16 protein-coding genes and 1 pseudogene are annotated in these 18,663 nt (G+C 72.8%); 6 read left to right on the forward strand and 11 right to left on the reverse strand.

Features of this window, described 5'->3' with window-relative positions; translation table 11 throughout:
- Nucleotides 1-316: 316 nt before the first annotated feature.
- The gene (locus ACZ7P3_RS34350; RefSeq protein ID WP_472087695.1) at nt 317-1,309 is read right to left on the reverse strand and encodes an aldo/keto reductase; all 993 of its coding nucleotides are present in this window, start codon (nt 1,307-1,309) and stop codon (nt 317-319) included.
- 111 nt (nt 1,310-1,420) lie between these two features.
- Here ACZ7P3_RS34350 and ACZ7P3_RS34355 point away from each other — a divergent pair, with 111 nt between their 5' ends.
- The 3 genes from ACZ7P3_RS34355 (at nt 1,421) to ACZ7P3_RS34365 (ending at nt 4,448) form a co-directional block, all read left to right on the forward strand.
- Nucleotides 1,421-2,335 (forward strand): LysR family transcriptional regulator, encoded by a 915-nt coding sequence (locus tag ACZ7P3_RS34355; protein ID WP_472087697.1) that lies wholly within the window; start codon nt 1,421-1,423, stop codon nt 2,333-2,335.
- A gap of 67 nt (nt 2,336-2,402) precedes the next feature.
- A complete protein-coding gene (locus ACZ7P3_RS34360) occupies nt 2,403-3,905 on the forward strand; it encodes a carotenoid oxygenase family protein (protein ID WP_472087698.1) in 1,503 nt (500 codons plus the stop codon).
- Between the two features lie 27 nt (nt 3,906-3,932).
- On the forward strand, nt 3,933-4,448 hold the full coding sequence (locus ACZ7P3_RS34365) for a mycothiol transferase (protein ID WP_472087700.1): 516 nt from the start codon (nt 3,933-3,935) through the stop codon (nt 4,446-4,448).
- Here ACZ7P3_RS34365 and ACZ7P3_RS34370 read toward each other — a convergent pair.
- The 9 genes from ACZ7P3_RS34370 to ACZ7P3_RS34410 all read right to left on the reverse strand — a co-directional run bounded on the left by ACZ7P3_RS34370 (nt 4,430) and on the right by ACZ7P3_RS34410 (nt 13,681).
- On the reverse strand, nt 4,430-5,500 hold the full coding sequence (locus tag ACZ7P3_RS34370) for an adenosine deaminase (RefSeq protein ID WP_472087702.1): 1,071 nt from the start codon (nt 5,498-5,500) through the stop codon (nt 4,430-4,432). The two genes, ACZ7P3_RS34365 and ACZ7P3_RS34370, sit on opposite strands and share 19 nt — an antisense overlap.
- Before the next feature lie 77 nt (nt 5,501-5,577).
- The gene (locus tag ACZ7P3_RS34375) at nt 5,578-5,970 is read right to left on the reverse strand and encodes a VOC family protein (RefSeq protein ID WP_472087704.1); all 393 of its coding nucleotides are present in this window, start codon (nt 5,968-5,970) and stop codon (nt 5,578-5,580) included.
- A gap of 108 nt (nt 5,971-6,078) precedes the next feature.
- Nucleotides 6,079-6,489 (reverse strand): hypothetical protein, encoded by a 411-nt coding sequence (locus tag ACZ7P3_RS34380; RefSeq protein WP_472087706.1) that lies wholly within the window; start codon nt 6,487-6,489, stop codon nt 6,079-6,081.
- Nucleotides 6,486-6,857, reverse strand: a complete 372-nt coding sequence (locus ACZ7P3_RS34385; protein ID WP_472087707.1) for a BlaI/MecI/CopY family transcriptional regulator — start codon at nt 6,855-6,857, stop codon at nt 6,486-6,488. The genes ACZ7P3_RS34380 and ACZ7P3_RS34385 overlap by 4 nt, the downstream gene beginning before the upstream one ends.
- 521 nt (nt 6,858-7,378) lie before the next feature.
- Nucleotides 7,379-8,284: an aldo/keto reductase gene (locus tag ACZ7P3_RS34390; RefSeq protein WP_472087709.1), complete on the reverse strand. Its 906-nt coding sequence runs from the start codon at nt 8,282-8,284 to the stop codon at nt 7,379-7,381.
- A gap of 37 nt (nt 8,285-8,321) precedes the next feature.
- Nucleotides 8,322-9,644: an aldehyde dehydrogenase family protein gene (locus ACZ7P3_RS34395; protein WP_472087711.1), complete on the reverse strand. Its 1,323-nt coding sequence runs from the start codon at nt 9,642-9,644 to the stop codon at nt 8,322-8,324.
- A gap of 143 nt (nt 9,645-9,787) precedes the next feature.
- Complete coding sequence (locus ACZ7P3_RS34400; RefSeq protein WP_472087712.1) at nt 9,788-11,053, reverse strand: RNA polymerase sigma factor; 1,266 nt, start codon at nt 11,051-11,053, stop codon at nt 9,788-9,790.
- The gene (locus ACZ7P3_RS34405) at nt 11,053-11,403 is read right to left on the reverse strand and encodes a YciI family protein (protein WP_472087714.1); all 351 of its coding nucleotides are present in this window, start codon (nt 11,401-11,403) and stop codon (nt 11,053-11,055) included. The genes ACZ7P3_RS34400 and ACZ7P3_RS34405 overlap by 1 nt, the downstream gene beginning before the upstream one ends.
- Before the next feature lie 733 nt (nt 11,404-12,136).
- Nucleotides 12,137-13,681: an FAD-dependent monooxygenase gene (locus ACZ7P3_RS34410; RefSeq protein ID WP_472087715.1), complete on the reverse strand. Its 1,545-nt coding sequence runs from the start codon at nt 13,679-13,681 to the stop codon at nt 12,137-12,139.
- 143 nt (nt 13,682-13,824) lie between these two features.
- Between ACZ7P3_RS34410 and ACZ7P3_RS34415 the strand changes: the two genes are divergently transcribed.
- A complete protein-coding gene (locus ACZ7P3_RS34415) occupies nt 13,825-14,385 on the forward strand; it encodes a TetR/AcrR family transcriptional regulator (RefSeq protein WP_472087717.1) in 561 nt (186 codons plus the stop codon).
- 180 nt (nt 14,386-14,565) lie between these two features.
- On the opposite strand, the pseudogene ACZ7P3_RS34420 reads toward ACZ7P3_RS34415, so the two are convergent.
- Nucleotides 14,566-15,102 (reverse strand): annotated as a pseudogene (locus ACZ7P3_RS34420) (LLM class flavin-dependent oxidoreductase); the annotation flags it as partial.
- A 449-nt stretch (nt 15,103-15,551) separates the two neighbouring features.
- Between ACZ7P3_RS34420 and ACZ7P3_RS34425 the strand changes: the two are divergent.
- Both ACZ7P3_RS34425 and ACZ7P3_RS34430 read left to right on the forward strand, forming a co-directional pair.
- Nucleotides 15,552-17,081, forward strand: coding sequence for an SDR family oxidoreductase (locus tag ACZ7P3_RS34425; RefSeq protein WP_472087718.1), 1,530 nt, complete (start codon nt 15,552-15,554; stop codon nt 17,079-17,081).
- Between the two features lie 73 nt (nt 17,082-17,154).
- Nucleotides 17,155-18,531, forward strand: coding sequence for a cryptochrome/photolyase family protein (locus tag ACZ7P3_RS34430; protein ID WP_472087720.1), 1,377 nt, complete (start codon nt 17,155-17,157; stop codon nt 18,529-18,531).
- Nucleotides 18,532-18,663 lie beyond the last annotated feature (132 nt).

Raw genomic sequence — 18,663 nt, forward strand, 5'->3', positions numbered from 1 at the left:
AGGCCCGGAACGAATCCACGGGTGGCCCGGAAAAGATCACCGCGGGCGGAGAACGTCGTCAACACCGACGGAAGGAACATGAACGCGATCGAAAAGGGAACGGGCAGCGCACAGAAAAGGGGACGCGGAAATTCACCGTGGTCCTGCGCCGAAGCCCGGCGGAAGAGACCGATGGACCCGGCGGAAGAGACCAATGGAAGAGACCGGTGGAAGAGACCGAAGAGATCGGAACGTGTGGGGTACGGATTTCCGCCCGCGTCCGTTCGTCGCCCGGTTCTCGGCCGTCTCAGACGCGGCTCAGTCCCTCACCGGCGGCTCACTTCCCGACGATGGCATCGATCCGGGCCAGCTCCTCCTCCTCGAAGTCCAGGTCGCGGATCGTGCCGACGCTGTCCTCGATCTGCTGCGGGCTGCTGGCGCCGACCAGGGCCGAGGTGACCCGGCCGCCGCGCAGCACCCAGGCCAGGGCCAGCTGGGCCAGGGTCTGGCCGCGGGACTTGGCGATGTCGTCCAGGGCGCGCAGCCGGCCGACCAGGTCCTCGGTGACCGCTTCCGAGTTCAGGAAGGGGCTGTCGCCCGCGGCCCGGGAGCCCTCGGGGATGCCGTCGAGGTAGCGGCCGGACAGCAGGCCCTGCTCCAGCGGGGAGTACACGATGGAGCCGGCCTGCAGCTCGTCCAGGGCGTCCAGCAGGCCCTCGTCCTCGGGGCGCCGGTCGAGCATCGAGTAGCGCGGCTGGTGGATGAGGAGGGGGGTGCCGAGTTCGCCGAGGATGCGGGCGGCCTCGCGGGTCTGCTCCGCCGAGTAGTTGGAGACGCCGACGTAGAGCGCCTTGCCCTGCTGCACCGCGGTGTGCAGGGCGCCCATCGTCTCCTCCAGCGGAGTCTCGGGGTCGGGGCGGTGCGAGTAGAAGATGTCGACGTGGTCCAGGCCCATCCGCGCAAGGCTCTGGTCGAGCGAGGACAGCAGGTACTTGCGCGAGCCCCATTCGCCGTACGGGCCCGGCCACATCAGGTAGCCCGCCTTGGTCGAGATGACCAGCTCGTCGCGGTACGGCGTGAAGTCGGCGCGCAGGGCCTCGCCCAGCGCGGACTCGGCGGCGCCGGGCGGGGGGCCGTAGTTGTTGGCCAGGTCGAAGTGGGTGACGCCGAGGTCGAAGGCGCGGCGCAGGATGGCGCGCTGGGTCTCGACGGGCCGGTCGGGCCCGAAGTTGTGCCACAGGCCGAGCGACAGCGCGGGGAGTTTCAGGCCGCTGCGTCCGGTGCGCCGGTAGGGCATGTCGGCGTAGCGGTCGGGGTGTGCGGTGTACAACGCGACTCCAGAGGGGTTGGCACTCGAACTACCGGTGCCACTCTTCCGCGGGCCGCGCGCAGCGGTCCAACAGGAGAATCCGATGGAATTGTGCGGCTAGGCTTCTCAATCATGGAACTGCGTCACCTCCAGCACTTCGTCGCGGTCGCCGAGGACCAGCACTTCACCCGGGCGGCCGAACGCCTGATGGTGTCCCAGTCCGGGCTGTCCGCCTCCATCCGGTCCCTGGAACGGGAGCTGCGGGCGCCGCTGTTCGTGCGCACCACCCGGCGGGTGACGCTCACCGAGGCGGGGCGCGCGCTGCTGGCGGAGGCCGAGCGGATCCTCGCACAGGTGCGGTCGGCGCACGAGGCGGTGGCCGCCGTGCAGGGGGTGCTGCGCGGCACACTGGCGCTGGGCAACGAGCAGTGCATCGCCGGCGTGCATGTGGCGCGGCTGCTGGCGGCCTTCCGGCGGTGCCACCCGGACGTGGAGATCCGGCTGCGGCAGGCCGGTTCGGGCGCCCTGGCCGAGGAGGTCGCGGCGGGGCGGCTGGACCTGGCCTTCGCCTACCGCACCCGGGCGGACAGCGACCAGCTGCGCTCGGTCTCGCTGACCAGCGAACCGATGACCGTCCTGTGCCACCCGAGCCACCGGCTGGCCGCTGCGGACACGGTGCTCACCCCGGAGGACCTGGCCGGGGAGGTCTTCGTGGACTTCCACCCGGACTGGGGCCCGCGCCGCACCACCGACGCCGCCTTCACCGCGGCCGGCGTGCCGCGCACGGTCGCCCTGGAGGTCAACGATGTGCACAGCCTGCTCGACCTGGTCGACGAGAACCTCGGCATAGCCGTCGTACCGCGGCACTTCCGGCACAAGCGGCCCTCGCTCATGGCGCTGCCGCTGCAGGGCGCGGACGGGGCGGCTTACGAGACCGTGGCGCTGCTGCCGCCGGAGCGGGCCACCAGCCCCGCCGCCCGCGCGCTGGTCACGCTCCTGGAAACAGGGGGGTTGGCACCACCCCAGGACGGGCCCCAGACCTCCTGATTCCGGCCGCCGACCGCCGCAGACTCGTGACCGTCAGTCACCTCGACGACGATCAGGAGGACGGAAGATGGCAGAGCACACACGGCGGACGGTGCTGCGGGGCACGGCCGGTCTCGCCGCGGCGGGCGCGCTCGTCGCGACGGCGGGGCACCAGGCGTCGGCGCGGCCGCAACCGGCCGCGGCACAACGCCGCTTTCCCTTTCTCGAAGGGGCTTTCGAGCCGGTCACCGAGGAGCTGACGGCCTTCGACCTGCCGGTCACCGGCCGCATCCCGCGCGAGCTCAACGGCCGCTTCCTGCGCAACGGCCCCAATGCGCTCGGCCTGGAGGACCCCCGCGCCCACCACTGGATGCTCGGCGACGGGATGGTGCACGGGGTACGGCTGCGCGACGGGAAGGCGGAGTGGTACCGCAACCGGTGGGTGCGGTCCTCCCAGGTGGCGCAGAAGCTCGGCGAGCCATACCCGGGGCCGGTACCGCCGGACGACTTCGCCTGCAACACGCATGTGATCCCGTACCGGGGGCGGATCCTCGCGCTGCAGGAGAGCGGTCCGCTGCCGTACGAACTGGACGGCGAGCTGAACACCGTGGGCACCTACGACTTCCGGGGCACCCTGGAGGGGGCGTTCACCGCCCACACCAAGTACGACGCACACGCCGGGGAACTCCACGCGATCGCCTACTACCCGGCCTGGGACCATGTGCGGCACATGGTCGTGGACCCCGCCGGGCGGGTCTCCCGCACGACGCGGATCCCGGTGCAGGACGCGCCGATGATGCACGACTTCGCCCTCACCGAGCAGCATGTCGTCGTCTTCGACATCCCGGTGACCTTCGACCCGGCGGCCGCCGGACGCGGCGCCCCGGTGCCGTACATCTGGAACCGGAAGCACCCGACCCGGGTGGGGGTCATGCGGCGCGCCGGCGGCCCGGTGCGCTGGTTCGGCATCGACCCGGTCTTCTATTCGCACACGCTCAACGCCTACGACGAGGGCTCCTCGGTGGTCGTCGACCTGACGACGTATCCGGCGCCGTTCCAGGTCGCCGGGTGCGGCTCCGGCGGGCCGTACGGGGCCGGCACGGTGAAGCTCGAACGCTGGACCGTCGACCTGCGCCACGGGAGCGTGCACCAGCGGGTCCTGGACGACCGGCCGCAGGAATTCCCGCGGGTCAACGAGTCGTTGGTCGCCCGCCGGCACCGCTACGGCTACTCGGCCGCGGCCGCCGACATGACGCTCGCGTACCTCACCCCCGACGGCGGCACCCCGCCGGACCGGGCCTTCTCCAACGCGCTGTTCAAGCACGATCTGCTGCGCGGAACCGCCCAGGTGCACCGGCTGCCCCGGCACGCGGCCGCGGGCGAGGCGGTGTTCGTGCCGCGCGATCCGGGCAGCGGGCGGGCCGCGGAGGACGACGGCTACGCCCTCGCCTATGTCCACGACCCGGACCGGGGCGCCGCCGACCTGGTGATCCTCGCCGCGCAGGACTTCACCGGCGAACCGCTGGCGCGGATCCATCTGCCGGGGCGGGTGCCGCTCGGCTTCCACGGGAGCTGGATTGCGGACGCATGACCGCGTGCGATGCGCGATGGTGGACGCATGCATGCAAAGGACGTCCTCATCGACGGCTACGGCCGCATCCGGGAAGAAGTCCATGCCGCCCTCGACGGCCTCGGCCCGGACGGGCTGCACTTCCGTCCGGATCCCGGCGCCAATTCCATCGCCTGGCTGGTCTGGCACCTCACCCGGGTGCAGGACGACCACCTCGCCGACGCCTTCGACCTCGACCAGGTGTGGCTGTCCCAGGGCTGGGAGAAGCGCCTCGGCCTCGATCTGCCCCGTCACGCCACCGGCTACGGACACAGTCCGGCGAAGGTCGCCAAGGTACGGGTCGAGTCGGCCGACCTGCTGAGCGGGTACTACGACGCCGTGCACGAGCAGACCCTCGGCGCCCTGCGCTCACTGGCCGCCAAGGATCTCGAACGGGTCGTCGACGAGCGCTGGGACCCCCCGGTCACGCTGGGGGTCCGCCTGGTGAGCGTCCTGTCCGACGACCTTCAGCACGTCGGACAGGCCGCCTACCTCAGGGGGCTGCTTCAGAGCGCGGCCGCGTAACCCGGCAGGACCACGTCCTCGATGAGGGCCCTGCGCTCGTCGAACGGGATGAACGCGCTCTTGACGGCGTTCACGGTGACCGTGCGCAGGTCCTCGACGGTCCAGCCGGCCTCCTCGACCAGCAGGGACATCTCCCGGGTCATCGTCGTACCGGAGACCAGCCGGTTGTCGGTGTTGAGGGTGACCCGGAAGCCCAGGTCCTTCAGGGCCGTGATGGGGTGCTCGGCGATGGAGGTGGCGCAGCCCGTCTGGAGGTTGGACGTCGGGCACATCTCCAGCGCGATGCGGCGGTCGCGCACCCAGCCGGCCAGGCGGCCGAGCTTGCCGTCCACGATGTCCTCGGTGATCCGCACACCGTGACCGATGCGCTGGGCGCCGCACACCTGGAGCGCCTGGTGGATGCTGGGCAGGCCGTGCGCCTCACCGGCGTGGATGGTGAAGGGCACGCTCTCGCGCCGCAGGTGCTCGAAGGCGTCCAGGTGGTCGGCGGGCGGGAAGCCGTCCTCGGCACCGGCGATGTCGAAGCCGACCACACCGGCGTCGCGGTAGGCGACGGCCAGGTCGGCGGCCTCGCTGACCCGGTCGAACATGCGCATGCCGCAGAGCAGCGTGCCGACGCGGACGGGCGTGCCGGCGGCGGCCGCCTTGGCCATACCGGCGGCGAGACCCTCCTGGACGGTCTCCACGACCTCGCTCAGCGACAGCCCGCCGTTGGTGTTCAGCTCGGGGGCGTAGCGGACCTCGGCGTAGACGACGCCGTCGGCGGCGAGGTCCAGGACGTACTCCTCGGCGACGCGCAGCAGGCCCTCGCGGTTCTGCATCACGGCGAGGGTGTGCTCGAAGGTGGCTATGTAGCGAACCAGGTCGCCGGAGTTGGCGGCCTCGTAGTACCAGGCGGCCAGCTCGTCGGGGTCGGTGGTGGGCAGCGTGTGGCCCACCGCGGCCGCGAGCTCGACGACGGTGGCGGGGCGCAGGCCGCCGTCGAGGTGGTCATGGAGGACGGCCTTGGGGAGGCGGCGGATCATTTCGGCGTCTACGCGCGTAGCAGTCATGGCGGGTCTTTCCTTGAGCGGGCTGTTCGATGCGGCGGGTAGGAGCGTGCGGCGCGAGGAGCGCGGCGGCAGGAGGCTCAGCCGGCGGGCTGGAGCAGGTCCCAGCGGTTGCCGTAGAGGTCCTGGAAGACGGCGACCGAGCCGTACGGCTCGTGGCGGGGCTCCTCCAGGAAGGTCACGCCGGCGGCGGTCATGCGGGCATGGTCGCGCGCGAAGTCGTCGGTGTGCAGGAAGAACCCGACCCGGCCGCCGGTCTGGTCCCCGATGCGGGCGCGCTGGTCCTCGCTCTTGGCGCGGGCCAGCAGCAGACCGGTGCCGGGTCCGTCCGTACCGGGTTCCACGACGACCCAGCGGGAGCCGTCCGGCCGGGGCTCGTCCTCGGCCAGCCGGAATGCGAGGGCCTCGGTGTAGAAGCGGATGGCCTCGTCGTAGTCGTCCACGACGAGGGTGACCAGGGCAACGCGTCGCATCGGGGCCTTCCAACGGGGGTGGTTAGCGGGTGAGGTTATACGTAAAACTTCGCGGGCGCCAGTCACCTGTCGCAAGCGTGCGTCCGGCCGGGCGGAAGCCCCGGTCGATCAGGGTTTCCCGTCGCCCTGGGCGATCTCCACCCGGTGGTGGAAGTCGGCCGTCGCGGTCACCGCGGCGACACAGGAGACGGCGGTGCAGGCGAGCAGGAGGGCGGTGGCGCGACGGCCGGCGCGGTGCACGCCCCGCGGCTCCGCCGGCAGGGCCTGGACGCGCTGCGGGACGGGGCCCGTCGTCGCGGCGGCGGCGAAGCCGGGACGCTCGGTGCGGGCGGCCTGGCCGGCGACGGCGGCCCGGGCGATGGCACGGGCGGTCAGGCGCCGCTCGCCGACACCGGCGGCGGCTTCGTCGGCGGCGCGCTCGGCGGCCGTGGCCGTCGGGGCGAGCCGGGCCAGGATGCGCCGGGCCGGTGCGGGGAGGGCGAACGGCAGCAGCAGCGGCAGCAGGAGCAGTGCGGTCATCGGTCATCGGCTTCGAGGAGGTCGCGCAGGATGCGCTCGTCGTCGGGGCTGAGCTGGGCGACGAAGCGGGCGAGCACGGTCTCGCGGTCGCTGTCCCGGTCGAGTTCGCTGTGCATCCGGCGTGCGGTCAGGCCCTGGGCGTCCTGCAGGGGGACATAGGCATAGCCGCGGCCCTGGCGCTCCCGCTCGACCATGCCCTTGTCGTGCAGGCGGGTCAGGATCGTCGTGACCGTCGTACGGGCGAGGTGCGCGCCGAGGTCCTGCTGGACCTGGCCGGGCGTCCGGGGCGCGCCGGCGGCCCAGAGTGCGGCCATGACGCTCGCTTCGAGCTCACCGGCCGGCCGGCGTTCGTCCTTGGCGTCGGTCATGGAACGTTCCTCACCCCGTCTTCGTCTGCGCACCGCAAGACCGCCTACAGGATTGTAGTCAGACGGGGTGCCGACCCGGCGGAGTGCCCGCGCCGGTCACGAGCGGCGCCGCCCGCGCCGGGCGGACTCCGACGCCCCTCGTGTGACGGATGCCGGGCGGACTCCGACGCCCCTCGTGTGACGGATGCCGGGCGGACTCCGACGTCCGTCATACGGGGGGCGCCCGCGGCGGGCGAGCTCCCGCGCCCGGCGTGCGCGCGGCCGCCCGCGACGCGACGGGATGTCTGCAGATCGCTCGCACGAGGGCGGGGGGACGCCGGGCGGTGCGCGGCCCGCCTGGGTGGGGGGCGACACGGGCCGGGTGAGGGGGACCGGCCAGGTGGCAGGCGGCACCGGCCGCGTGGGGGGCGGGCACCGCCTGGGGGGCATCAGCCGGATGGGAGGGCAGGCACCGCCTGGGTGGGGGATCGCACCGGCTGGTGCGTGGTCCCGGCCGGTGCGTGGTCCCGGCCGGTGCGCCGTCAGCCGGTCCCGGTGTGCAGCGCGTCCAGCCGGGTCAGTTCCTCCTTGGTGAGCCGCAGGGCGCCCGCGGCGACGTTCTCGGTCAGGTGGTCCGGGTTGCCGGTGCCGGGAATGGCGAGGACGTGCGGGCCCTGGTGGAGGGTCCAGGCGATACGGATCTGAGCCGGGCTCACGCCGTGCGCGCGGGCCACGGCGAGCACCTCCTCGTCGTGGGTGCCGGCCGCCGCCTGCGGCCCCGCCTCACCCGCGACGGCGTAGAACGGTACGAACGCGATGCCCCGTTCGCCGCAGATCCGCAGCACCTCGTCGTCGAGGGGATCGGGACGGTCGAGTGCGTACCGGTTCTGTACGCACACCACCGGGGCTATGTCGAGCGCCTCGGCGAGATGGCGCGGCTGGACGCCGGAGACGCCGAGGTGCCGGATCAGTCCCGCCTCCCGCAGCTCGGCGAGGGCACCGACGTGCTCGGCGATGGAATCCTGCTGCTGGCGCCGGAAGTTGACGACATCGAGGTGGTCGCGGCCGAGCTGACGCAGGTTCTCCTCGACGTGGCCGCGCAGCTGGTCGGGGCGGGCCGAGGCCCCCCACTCCCCGTAGTAGTCCCGGAAGGGGCCGACCTTGGTGGTGATGACCAGGTCGTCGGCGTACGGCGCGAGGGCGGTGTTGATGAGTTCGTTGGCGGAGCGCAGCGAGGAGAAGTAGAACGCGGCCGTGTCGATGTGGTTCACACCGAGTTCCACGGCTCTGCGCAGGACGGCGATCGAGCGTGCGCGGTCGCTGGCGGTGCCCAGATGGAACGCGGCACTGCCCGTCAGCCGCATCGCGCCGAAGCCGATGCGGTGGACGGGCAGGTCGCCCAGTTCGAAGGTTCCGGAGGCGTCCGCGGTGATCGTTTCAGCGGTCATCGGCGGAGTGTCGCACACCCGGCCCGGAACCGTCCGTTCAGCCGAGCGGCTTGGCCAGCACGGCCTTGCGGTGGCTGAACGTCTCGATCGAGTAGCGCCCGTGGTAGCTGCCCATGCCGCTCTCCCCGACCCCGCCGAACGGCAGGTCGGAGACGGTGAGGTGGGCGAGGGGCAGGCCGTAGCCGAGGCCGCCGGAGGAGGTCTCGGCGGCGATGCGCCCGCGCGTCTCCTCGGACTCGGTGAAGACGTACAGAGCTAGCGGCTTGTCGCGGTCGTTGATGAAGCCGATCGCCTCGTCCAGGCCGTCCACGGTGACGATCGGCAGGATCGGGCCGAAGATCTCCTCCTGCATCACGGGCGACTTCGGGTCGACGTCCGCGAGGACGGTCGGTGCGATGTACTTGGCCGTCCGGTCGCTCGCGCCGCCGACCGCGACCCGGCCGGAGCCGAGCAGTCCCGAGAGCCGGTCGAAGTGCCGCTCGTTGACGATCCGGCCGTACTCCGGCGACTGCGCCGGATCGGCGCCGAACAGTGCGTCGACCGCACGGACCAGCGCGGGCTCCAGGGCGGCCGCCGTCCGCGGGTCGGTCAGGACGTAGTCGGGGGCGACACAGGTCTGGCCGGCGTTGAGGAACTTGCCGCGGGCCAGCCGGTCGGCGACCACGTCGAGGTCGGTGCCCCGGTCGACGAACACCGGGGACTTGCCCCCCAGTTCCAGGGCGACCGGGGTGAGGTGCTCGGCCGCGGCGCGCATCACGATGCGGCCGACGGTGCCGTTGCCGGTGTAGAAGATGTGGTCGAAGCGCTCGGCCAGCAGGGCCGTGGTCTCCGGGACCCCGCCCTCGACCACGGCGACCGCGTCGGTGTCGAGGTAGGCCGGGAGCAGCTCGGCCAGGACGGCCGAGGTGGCCGGGGCCAGCTCGCTCGGCTTGGCGACGACCGCGTTGCCGGAGGCCAGGGCGCCCACCATCGGGGCGAGCAGCAGCTGCGCCGGGTAGTTCCAGGGGGCGATGACGAGGACGACACCGAGGGGGTCGTACTGCGTCCAGGCCGTCGCGTCGGCGCCGAGGTGGGCCGGGACCGGGGCGGGTTCCGGGCGCAGCCACTCCTGAAGGTGGTCGAGGGTGTGGTCGATCTCCCGGACGGTGAAGTCGATCTCGGTGCGGTAGGCCTCGGTGCTGCTCTTGCCGAGGTCTGCGTGGAGGGCGGCGGCGAGGTCGGCGCCCCGCTCCGTGAGCAGCTCGCGCAGCCGGTGCAGCTGGCCGGTGCGCCACTCGACGGGCTTGGTGCGGCCGGTGGCGAAAGTGGCGCGCAGCCGGGCCACGATGTCGGCGGGCTGCTCTATGGCGGGGTGGTTCACGGATGCCTCGCTGGTGGTGCACGGGCTGGTTCGGCCCGAGCCTAGGTCTCGGTAGATGCATTTGCCAACCTTTCAGGTTCTCAAGTTCATTCCGGCGGTCCTCGGTGACGCGGGTCACATGACCGTCGGCGGCCTCGCACGGGTCACGTGGTGGTGCGGGGCGGTTCCGGCGTCGGCCGTTCGGACGTGGGGTTCGTGTCGCTTCGGCGTCGCTCCAGGTAGGCCCGTTCGGCGTCGCTTCCGGCCAGTTCGGCGGCCAGGCCGTACTCGGTCGCCGCCTCGGCGGTGCGGCCCAGGCGGCGCAGCAGGTCGGCGCGGACGGCGTGCAGCACGTGGTAGCGGTCGAGTTCCAGGCCGTCGACCAGGTCGAGCGCGCGGGCCGGCCCCTCGCTCTCGGCCACGGCGACCGCGCGGTTGAGGGCGACCACCGGGGACGGCGCCACGGCCATGAGCTGGTCGTACAGCCGCAGGATCTGCCGCCAGTCCGTGGCGGCGGCGTCCGGACTGTCGCTGTGTACGGCGTTGATCGCGGCCTGGATCTGGTACGGCCCCGGCCGGTTGCGGCGCAGGCAGCGCCGGACCAGGTCCTGGCCCTCGGCGACGAGTGCCCGGTCCCAGCGGGAGCGGTCCTGTTCGGGCAGCGGGACGAGGACGCCCTCCGCGTCCTGCCGGGCCGGCCGCCGGGACTCGGTCAGCAGCATCAGCGCGAGCAGGCCGGTGACCTCCGGTTCGTCCGGCATCAGCGCGGCGAGCAGCCGGCCGAGGCGGATCGCCTCCGCGCACAGGGAGGGATCGCCGGAGCAGCCCTCGTTGAAGATCAGATAGACGACGGCGAGGACGCCGCCGAGCCGTTCGGGCAGGTCGGCGTCGCGGGGCACCCGGTAGGGGATGCCCGCGTCGCGGATCTTGGCCTTGGCCCGCACCAGGCGCTGCGCGAGGGTGGGCTCCGGCACGAGGAAGGCGCGGGCGATCCGGGCGGTGCTCAGGCCGCCGAGCAGGCGCAGGGTGAGGGCGACCCGGGCCTGGAGGGCGAGTGCGGGATGGCAGCAGGTGAAGATCAGACGGAGCCGGTCGTCGCGCACGGGGCCCTCCTCGGGCGGTGCGTCGGTCGCGCAGGGGCCGGCCGCGGACAGGTGGGGCGTGTACAGCCGGGCGGCCTCGGCGTGCCGGGCGTCCCGGGAGGACTCGCGGCGCAGCCGGTCGATCGCGCGGTTGCGGGCGGTGGTGATGATCCAGCCGGCCGGGCTCGGCGGCACGCCGGTCTCCGGCCAGGTGCGTACGGCGGTGGCGAAGGCGTCCTGCACCGCTTCCTCGGCGAGGTCGATGTCGCCGAGGAAGCGGACGAGGACGGAGACCGCGCGGCCGTACTCGGCACGGAAGACGGCCTCTGCGCCGGCGGTGTCGTCCATCAGTCCTCGTCGACGAACGGCCGCACCTCGATGGGCAGCGTGATCACCAGGGCGGCCTTACGGCCCCACTCCAGCGCCTCGTCCAGGTCGGCGGCCCTGATCAGGCACAGGCCGCCCAGGTATTCCTTGCCCTCGGCGTAGGGACCGTCGGTGATGAGCACGTCGCCGTCCTTGGGGCGGAGCACGGTGGCGGTGTCGGGGCCGTGCAGGCCGCCGGCGAACACCCAGGCTCCGGCGGCGCGCAACTCGTCGTGGAAGGCCTCGACGTCACGCATGATCGCGGCGAGCGCTTCGGGGGCGGGCGGGGTGCCGTCGGCCGGCTGGACCACGCTGAGCAAGTAGTGCTTCATGACGTCCTCCTTGGTGACTGCAGGGTCCTGCGACTTTCTGTCACCTCCTGTACGAGCGGCCGGCCCCCGGATCGACACGGCGCCGGAAGAAATCTCGGAAAGCATCTTCCGGGTGGCAGCCACCCCCGCGCATCCGCTCCTCGACCGGGCCCACCGGCTCGCCGCGGACCTGCCGATACCCGAGGCCGAGCGGGTCGGCCAGGAGGGTTGCCCATCATGATCAGGGGATTCTCGGCGGTCGGAATCACCGGGCTGTCGCCGGAACCCATGGTCGCGGCGAAGTCCCGCGCGAGCCGAATACGCGCGAGCCGCGATCCGTGTCGGACTGGTCCGTGACCGTCCGGGACCCAGACGTTCGGGCGTGGGCGATGGGCCATGGCATTGCCTCCTTGATCCGGCCAGCGTGCAGGCCTTCACGGTCCCTCGGGCCGGCTCTTCAGGGTCTGGCCGCTCTACTCGTCCGTGAGGGTGCCCCGGGCGTCGGGCATATTGCCGTACTCGCCGACCCACCGGATGAACTTCCGACAGGCGGTCTCCTCGAAGCGGCCTGCGCCGGCAGGCCGCACCGCATGTCGGCTTCCGGGTACTTCACCCTCAACGGGGCCTTCTGGAATCAGGTGGGCCGTCGAGGGCACGTGGGAGAGGACCCTCGCCCCCGTCCTCGCGGCAGCGGACGTCTGCGCAGTCCCGCCGGACGAACGGAGAGAGTTGCGGTTCAGGGTCCGTGCACGGCTTACACACAGAGGCCGGTGCCGCTCTTGTCGTCCCCCAGCCAGCGCGTCAGGGCGGCTTCCAGGCCCGTGGGGTCACCGGCGGCCGCCGACGCCCACGCCACGAAGCCGTCCGGACGCACCAGCAGGCCGGTCACGCCGGTCACCCCGGCGCCCTCCGAACGACCCCGCAGCAGCTCCAGACGCCCGGCGTACGGCTTGGCCAGAACTGCCAGCCGGTCGTCCCCGGCGAGATCGACGAGCAGGGTCCGGCCCGCATGGGTGTGGTCGGAGAGCCTGGTGCCGTCGTCCAGCCGGAGGTCGGGCATCGCCGACCCGGCCAGCGGGTGGCCGTCCCCCAGGTCGTAGCGCTGCCACAGACCGGAGATCCGCTTCACGTAGTGGGTCGCCCCGTCCCGTGTGCCGAGGAAATCCGTGACCACACTCCTGAGGGCACGGCTGTAGGCGTCCCCGCGCATCACGGCCACCTGCGCACGCGTCCAGTCCAGCACCCAGGCGCCGATCGGGTGCCGTTCACCGGTGTAGGTGTCGAGAAGGCCCTCGGGCGCCCATCCCTGCACGGTGGCGCCGAGCTTCCAGCCCAGATTCACGGCATCGCCGATCCCCAGGTTCAGACCCTGGCCGCTGAACGGCGAGTGCACGTGGGCAGCGTCGCCGCACAGGAGCACACGGCCCCGCCGATAGGTCGTCGCCTGCCGCGCATGGTCCGTGAAGCGCGTGCCGGCGCCGATCTCGGTCACGCGGACGTCGGCGCCGCTCACGCGCCGCAGGCTGGCCTCCATCTCGGCCGCCGTGACCGGTGCCTCCCGATCCGCCGGCGGGCCGTCCAACTCGACGGTGCGGACACGACCCGGTCCCGGCCCGTGGACGTAGACGCCCGTGGGGGTGTGCTGCCAGCCGCGCCCGAGCCGCTCCGCCCCCTCCACGGTGCCCACCGCCTGCCGGACCGTGATCTGCGGATCCGTGCCGGGGAACTCGAAGCCCGCGTGACGGCGGACCAGGCTGCGGCCTCCGTCGCAACCGACGAGCCATGCCACGCGCACCTCGTCCCCGCCCTGCAGGTGAACGGTGACACCGTCCGCGTCGGCGTCGAATCCGCGCACCTCGACCCCGCGCCGGACCTCGACGCCCAGCTCCGCCGCGCGCTGCCCGAGGATCCGCTCCACCTCGACCTGCGGGACCTGCACGTACCACTCGGGGCCGCGGCCGCGCAGGCTGGGGTCCTCCTGGTCGACGGGGTCCGACGGGACCTGGATTCCGCCGAAGTGCCCGACGGAAGGCGCCCGCGTGCCCTCCTGCTGGAGCGGCTGCCGGCCCTGCACCGCCTCTATCGCGGAGAGCAGGCCGCGCCGTTGGAACGCCTCGGCGGAGGCGGCGTTGAGTGCCCCTGCCTTGAGCGCGGTGTCGCGCTCCGTCCGCCGTTCGACGACCAGCACCCGGACCCCCGCCAGCCGCAGTTCGGTGGCGAGCATCAGGCCGACCGGCCCGGCGCCCGCCACGAGCACGTCGTAGCCCACCGTTGTCGTCATCTGGGTTTCCTCCCTCATGGGCGTCGCTCCTTCCCCGGCGCGACCACCAGCCTCATGGGGAGCGCCTACGGAGAACCGCCTTAAGATACAGAGTCGTATCTTGCGGCCATCAGGGTAGGGTGCCGATATAAGATAGGCAAGTCTATTCAATGGAGGTGGGGATGCCTGAGCGGCGCCGCGGAGCGGCACTGGAGAAGGCGCTTCTCGATGCGGCCTGGGAAGAACTCACGGCCCACGGCTACGCCAGGTTCACCATGGACGCCGTCGTCCGGCGCGCCGGCACCAGCCCGCCCGTGCTCTACCGCCGCTGGTCCGGCCGCGAAGAGCTGGTCCGGGCGGCCATCGCCCACGTCCTGGAGCAGTCCCGGGTCGACCTCCCCGACACCGGGAGCCTGCGCGAGGACGTCCTCACCCTCATGCGGACGATCAACGCCACTCGCGCCCAGTTCGTCACCGTCATGAGCGCGCACCTGGCCGGCTACCACCAGGAGACGGGCACGAGCCCCGGTGACCTCCTCGCCACGGACGGCGAGAACACCGCCGACCTGCTCTTCGACCGCGCCGTCGCCCGTGGCGAGATCACACCGGAACGCCTCTCCGAACGCATCAAGTCCCTCCCCTTCGACCTGCTGCGCCACGAGATCCTCACGACCTTCGCTCCCGCGCCCGACCGCGTCCTCGAAGAGATCGTCGACACGATCTTCCTTCCCCTCGTGCGCTGACCGCGGCACTTCTCGCCAGCGGTCCGCTCCGGGAGGCAGCCGGGAAGAAGCAGGGAGGAAGCCGGGAGGAAGTGCGAAACGGCTCGCCGCGGGCGGCCCCGGCCGTCCGACCGCTTCCGGAACTCGTCCTGACGCCATCGGCGAAGGGCGGTGTTCCGGGAATCGTTCGTGAGCGGATGGTCAGCTCGTGAACGGCACCCGGGCCGCGGGAGCGGACCCCGCGTCGTCGGGATGCCGCCACAGCCCCTGCGCGGCCAGCCGGGGCAGGACGCCCTCGCCGAACCAGTACGCCTCCTCCAGATGCGGATAGCCGGAGAACACGAACTCGTCTATTCCGAGGGCGTGATACTCCTTGATCCGCTCGGCGACCTCGTCATGGCTGCCGACCAGCGCCGTACCCGCGCCGCCGCGCACCAGCCCGATGCCGGCCCAGAGGTTGCGGTGGATCTCCAGGCCGTCCCGGCTGCCGCCGTGCAGGGCGAGCATGCCCTGCTGGCCCTCGGACTCGCTGCGGGCCAGGCCCGCCTGGACGGAGCGCACGGTTTCCGCGTCGAAGCCGTCGAGCAGGCGGTTCGCCTCGGCCCAGGCCTGCTCGGCGGTGTCCCGGGTGATGACGTGCAGCCGGATGCCGAAGCGCGGGGTACGGCCATGCCGCGCGGCCAGTTCCCTGATCCGGGCGACCTTCTGTGCGACCTGCGCGGGCGGCTCGCCCCAACTCTCGCGATGCGAACGACGCCTTTCATATCCATCCTGACCCCCACTCCCGCCAGAAGCGCGTTGTGCGGCTGGAAGTAGGTGTCGTCCCTCCCGTCCAGCACCGACTCCACCGGGTAGCCCTCGTCATTGCTCATGCTGCTGTGCGCCTACGGGAAGGCGACGTGCAAGCTGTCGGCTTGTCGCAGGCCGGCCGTCACAAGCACACGAGGTGACCACCAGCGCGTTCGCACCTGGAAGCGCTCGCCGGCCGGCCCGGCCCGAGCTCCGCCGGACGGCGGACGGCGGACGGCGGGCGGCGGACGGCGGGCGGCGGGCGGCGGGCGGCGGGCGCGGCGGGCGGGATGCCGGTTTCCCCGGGGATTCCGCATCCGTACGGCGTGCCCGTGTGGAAGTGATCCACGAGGGGCACTCGGCACGCACCCCCACCGACGACCGAAGGGCGGGAACCGATGTCCGGTGACGACACCCAGAGCCGCTCGCTCTGCCTGGTGACGGGCGGCACGGGGTACATCGGAGGCCGACTCGTCCCGGAGCTGCTCGACGCCGGCCACCGGGTACGCTGCCTCGCCCGCTCCCCCGGCAAACTGCGCGACCACCCCTGGGCGGGCGAGGTCGAGGCGGTGCGCGGGGACGTCACCGACGCGAAGTCCGTGGCCGGGGCCATGCGGGGCGTCGACGTGGCCTACTACCTCGTGCACGCCCTCGGCACGGGCGACGACTTCGAGGAGACCGACCGCAGGGCGGCCCGGATCTTCGGCGCACAGGCCCGGGCGGCCGGCGTACGCCGCATCGTCTACCTGGGCGGACTCACCCCCGGGGGCGTGCCCGAGCGGGAGCTGTCGCCGCATCTGCGCTCCCGCGCCGAGGTCGGCCGCATCCTGCTGGACTCGGGCGTGCCCACCACGGTGCTGCGCGCGGCGGTGATCATCGGGTCCGGCTCGGTCTCCTTCGAGATGCTGCGCTATCTCACCGAGCGGCTGCCCGTGATGGTCACCCCGAGCTGGGTGCACACCCGCATCCAGCCCATCGCCGTACGGGACGTGCTGCGGATCCTGGTCGCCGCCGCGGGCATGCCGGCGGACGTGAACCGCGCCTTCGACGTCGGAGGGCCGGACGTCCTGACGTACCGGGACATGATGGTGGGGTACGCGGTGGTGGCGAACCTGCCCCGCCGGCTCATCCTGCCCGTGCCCGTCCTCACGCCCGGACTCTCCAGTCGGTGGGTCGGCCTCGTCACCCCGGTCCCCGCCTCCATCGCGCGGCCGCTGACCGAGTCGCTGCGCCACGAGGTGGTCTGCGCCGAGCACGACATCGAGCGGTACGTGCCGAGTCCGCCGGGACATCCGTTCCCGTTCGAGGAGGCCGTACGGCTGGCCCTGCAGCGCGTACGGGACGCCCAGGTCTCCACCCGCTGGTCGTCGGCGGCGGTACCCGGCGCGCCCAGCGACCCGCTGCCCACCGACCCGGACTGGGCGGGCGGCAGCCTGTACACGGACCTGCGGGAGACCGAGGTGGACGCCGCGCCCGAGGCACTGTGGCGGGTCATCGAGGGCGTCGGCGGCGAGAACGGCTGGTACTCCTTCCCGCTCGCCTGGGCGGTGCGCGGCTGGCTGGACCGGCTGGTGGGCGGTGTCGGGCTGCGCCGTGGGCGCCGGGACGCGCAGCGGCTGCGGGTCGGCGACTCGCTGGACTTCTGGCGGGTGGAGGAGATCGAGCCGGGGCGTCTGCTGCGGCTGCGGGCGGAGATGCGGCTGCCGGGGCTGGCCTGGCTGGAGATGTGCGCGGAGCGGGACGGTGCCGGGCGCTGCCGGTACCGGCAGCGCGCCCTGTTCCATCCGCGCGGGCTGCTCGGCCAGGCCTACTGGTGGGGGATCTCCCCGTTCCACGCGGTGGTGTTCGGCGGGATGGCACGCAACATCGCGCGCGCCGCGGCCGGGACCGGGCTCTCCCGGAAGGGGGAACGCATGTCCGTGCGTTGACGTCCCGCATCCACCGGGCCCCGCGGGGCGGAAGCAGTACACCGTCCACCACGTCTCGCCCCGGAGCCGCACCATGAACGTCTCGGTCGTCCTGTTCACCGCCGACCTGCGTCTGCACGACCACCCGCCGCTGCGGGCCGCGCTGGACGGCGCCCGGCACGTGGTCCCGCTGTTCGTGCGCGACCGCGGAGTGGAGGCGGCCGGGTTCGCCGCGCCGAACCGGCTGGCGTTCCTCGCCGACTGCCTGCGCGATCTGGACTCGGGGCTGCGCCGGCGCGGCGGGCGGCTCGTGGTCCGCTCCGGGGACGTGGTCGAGGAGGTGTGCAAGGCGGTCACCGAGGCGGACGCGGACGAGGTGCACATGGCCGCCGACGTCAGCGCGTACGCGCAGCGCCGGGAGCAGCGGCTGCGCCGGGCCCTGGAGGCCGACGGGCGTCGGCTGCACGTCCACGACACCGTGACCACCGCGCTCGCGCCCGGGGAGGTGACACCGGCCTCCTCGGACCACTTCGCGGTGTTCACGCCGTACTTCCGGCAGTGGTCGCGGCAGCGGCTGCGCGACCCGCTCGGCGCACCGCGCACGATCCGGGTGCCGGACGGCGTCGGGTCCGAGGGGCTCCCGTCCCGTGCCGGGCTGCGGGGCGTGTCCGAGGGACTGGCCGAGGGCGGGGAGGCGGAGGGCCGCACACGCTTCAGCGCCTGGCTGCGCCGTGGCATCGCGGCCTATGAGGACCGGCACGACGACCTGGCCGGCGACGCGACCTCGCGGCTCTCCGCGCATCTGCACTTCGGCACGCTCTCCGCCGTCGAGCTGGTCCACCGGTCCCGGGCGGCGGGCGGTCCGGGCGCCGACGCCTTCGTACGGCAGCTCGCCTGGCGCGACTTCCACCGCCAGGTGCTGGCGGCACGCCCCGCCCTGGCCGTCGCCGACTACCGCACCAAGCACGACCGCTGGCGGACCGAGCGGACGGCATGGGAGGACATCGAGGCGTGGCGGGAGGGCCGCACCGGCTATCCGATCGTCGACGCCGCGATGCGCCAGCTGCGGTACGAGGGCTGGATGCACAACCGGGGCCGGCTGCTGGCCGCGAGCTTCCTGGCCAAGACGCTCTACGTCGACTGGCGGGTGGGCGCCCGGCACTTCCTGGACCTCCTGGTCGACGGGGACGTCGCCAACAATCAGCTCAACTGGCAGTGGATGGCCGGGACGGGCACCGACACCCGCCCCAACCGGGTCCTCAACCCCGTCACCCAGGCCAAGCGCTACGACCCCGACGGCACCTACGTGCGCCGCTGGGTGCCCGAACTGGAGCCGCTGGAGGGCCCTTCGGTGCACGAGCCGTGGAAGCTCCAGGGCCCGGACCGGGCCTCGGTCGACTACCCGGACCCGCTCATCGGCCTGCCCGAGGGCCTGGAACGCTTCAGGCGTGCTCGCGGCCGAGACGACTGAGGAACACCGCCCCTGGTCACCCCGCACCGTCTCCCGGGCGACCGCCCCGCACCGCACTACCGCCCGAGTCAACAGGCCGCGTGCCGCAGGGTGACACGGAGGACGCCGTCCAGCACCGTCTCCCGGGCGACC

Source organism: Streptomyces sp. NPDC107581, assembly GCF_055657175.1.